This window comes from Kluyvera georgiana ATCC 51603, assembly GCF_001654985.1.
Taxonomy (GTDB): Bacteria; Pseudomonadota; Gammaproteobacteria; order Enterobacterales; family Enterobacteriaceae; genus Kluyvera; species Kluyvera georgiana.
On the sequence record NZ_LXEU01000011.1, the window covers coordinates 1 to 2,946 of the forward strand.

A 2,946-nucleotide genomic window follows, 5' to 3' on the forward strand; every position below is an offset into this window, starting at 1 on the left:
TCGTCTGATGGACTGCGGAAATTCTGCTATAACATCAGAACAACTCGTGGGTTTCCCCGTTATCAATCACTTCAGTCCCCACCTCGTGAACCGCCTGTTGTGTCGGCTGCGTTCCGTCAATGAAGTACTCCTGGCGGCTGCTGCCACCGTTGGCAAGCTGCCCGGTGCTGCGGTCGATGTTGACCGTCACCACGCCCGGCGGCGGCGTCAGCGGCTGTTCCGGCACGCCCGCCAGCACCTGTTTCATAAACGCATCCCAGGCTGGCTGCGCGCTCTTCGCGCCGCCTTCGTAACCGGAAATCTGATCTTTGATCGCGCCAGAGGCGGTTGTGCGCCCCAGATCGCGACGATGATCGTCAAAGCCAATCCACACTGAGGTGACCACATCCGGCCCGTAGCCGGAGAACCAGGCATCTTTCGAACTGTTGGTGGTCCCGGTCTTACCGCCGATATCGCGGCGACCCAGGTCGCGGCCTGCGCGCCAGCCGGTACCCTGCCAGCCCGGCTCGCCGAAGATGTTGGTATTCAGCGCGCTCTTAATCAGGAACGCCAGCGGGGTGTTAATCACGTGCGGCGCATACTCCTGACCGCCGCTCTGAGCCACCAACTGCTGGTTTGCCTGCTCCAGTTCCGGCATTGGAACGGTGGCGTTTTGCGGGGTCTGCGAGATGGCGACGTCTTCCACGTCCTGATTCTCCAGCACGTTCGACTTCGGCGTATCACCGTAGATTACCGGCAGGTTGCACTCGGCACAGGCAATTTTCGGCTTCGCTTCAAACAGCACGCCGCCCTGGTCATTTTCAATTTTGCTGATGTAATAAGGGTCAACCAGGAAGCCGCCGTTCGCCATCACCGCGTAGCCACGCGCGACCTGTAGCGGCGTGAACGAGGCGGAACCTAACGCCAGCGATTCGGTATGCACGATGTTTTCCGCCGGGAAGCCAAAACGCTGCAGATATTCCGCCGCATAATCCACGCCCATTGCTCGCATCGCGCGCACCATCACTACGTTCTTCGACTGCCCCAGACCCTGACGCAGGCGAATAGGGCCCGCGTACTCTGCCGGGGAGTTTTTCGGCTGCCAGTCAGAACCGGCGCCGGCATCCCAACGGGAGATAGGCACGTCGTTGAGCATACTGGCCAGCGTTAAGCCTTTATCCATCGCGGCGGTGTAGAGGAAGGGCTTGATGTTGGAACCAACCTGACGCAGCGCCTGAGTCGCACGGTTGAACTTGCTCTGGTTAAAGTCGAAGCCGCCCACCAGCGCGATGATGGCGCCATTTTTCGGGTTAATCGACACCAGCGCGGAATTGACGTCCGGTACCTGTGCTAGCCACCAGCTGTCGCCGTTCTGGCGTACCCAAATCTGCTGCCCAGCCTGTACCACGTCCGTCACCTTACGCGGGGTTGGGCCCTGCGCGGTGTCGGAACGATAAGGACGCGCCCAGCGCATGCCTTCCATGCCTATCGACACCGAAGTACCGTCGGCCAGTTCCACCGTCGCTTCCTGCGGATTCGCGGCTGTCACCACGGCGGGCAACAGCGGGCCGTAAGACGGCAGCGGACGCAGCGAGGCACGAATTTTCTTACTGTCCCAGGGGGCTTCACCCGCTTTCCACAGCACGTTGGCCGGGCCGCGGTAGCCGTGGCGCATATCGTAATCCATCACGTTATTACGCAGCGCCTGCTGGGCCGCCTGCTGATTTTTGCGCGTGATGGTGGTGTAAACACGGTAGCCGTCTTCATAGGCCTGTTCGCCGTATTGTTTCACCATATCCTGACGCACCATCTCGGTGAGATACGGCGCGGAGAAGGCGATTTCCGGCGCGTGATAGTTGGCGTCAATAGCTTCGCTGCGCGCCTGATCGTACTGCGCCTGGGTGATATAGCCTTCACTCAGCATACGCGACAGCACAACGTTGCGACGTGCGGTGGCACGGTCCAGCGAGTATAGCGGGTTGAAGGTCGACGGCGCTTTCGGCAGACCGGCAATCACCGCCATTTCACTGAGGCTCAACTGGTCGGCTGGCTTACCGAAGTAAACCTGCGCCGCCGCCCCCACGCCGTAAGCGCGGTAGCCGAGGTAGATCTTGTTCAGATACAGCTCGAGAATTTCATCTTTGCTCAGCAACTGCTCGATGCGAATAGCCAGGAACGCTTCCTTAATTTTACGCATCAGCGTCTTTTCAGGGCTAAGGAAGAAGTTACGCGCCAGCTGTTGAGTAATGGTACTGGCCCCCTGAGAGGCGTGGCCGTTCACCAGCGCGACGCTGGCCGCACGGAAGATACCAATGGGATCAATCCCGTGGTGCTCATAGAAGCGGCTATCTTCGGTGGCAATGAACGCCTTTACCATCTGTGGCGGAATCTGGTTGAGAGTCATCGGAATACGGCGTTTCTCACCGTACTGTGCGATGAGCTCGCCATCTGCGCTATAGACCTGCATGGGCACCTGCAGGCGCACGTCTCTGAGCGTAGCGACGTCTGGCAGCTGCGGCTCAATATATTTGTAGAGGCCATAAATCGAGCCTGCTCCCAGCAGAATGCAACAGACTGCAAGGATGAATAAATACTTTACGAACTTCACCGGAGATTTCCCATTGAGTGTCATTTGGGCAGTTTATAAACAAACGCGCGGTAGTATAAAGGCAAGCCTGATTCATTGATATAGCCGTCACCCTGCGGTGACGTAAGGATAATCGTGAAATGGCTTTCAACTGTTGGCAAATGGGTCTCCATATTAAGCAAGATAATATTTTTATCGTTGCTCTCCAGCGCGCCCGCCTGGGCTGGTCGCTGCGCCGCTGGTGGCAACTGCCGCTTGCTTCCCCCGATGACGATGCTCTGCTCGCCGCCCTTACGCCGTGGCGCCGTGAACTCCCCTGGCAGCATGCGGTAAGCATCGCGTTTCCTGCCAATAGAACGTTACAAAAAAACCTACCTCGT

At 58.4% G+C, this 2,946-nt stretch carries 1 protein-coding gene and 1 pseudogene; one reads left to right on the forward strand and one right to left on the reverse strand.

What is annotated here, in order from left to right:
- Positions 1-34: 34 nt before the first annotated feature.
- Entirely contained in the window at positions 35-2,587 is a 2,553-nt protein-coding gene (gene mrcA, locus M989_RS02320) for a peptidoglycan glycosyltransferase/peptidoglycan DD-transpeptidase MrcA (RefSeq protein WP_064541507.1), read from the reverse strand.
- 119 nt (positions 2,588-2,706) lie between these two features.
- Here mrcA and M989_RS25990 point away from each other — a divergent pair.
- Positions 2,707-2,946: pseudogene (locus M989_RS25990) on the forward strand (pilus assembly protein); the annotation flags it as partial.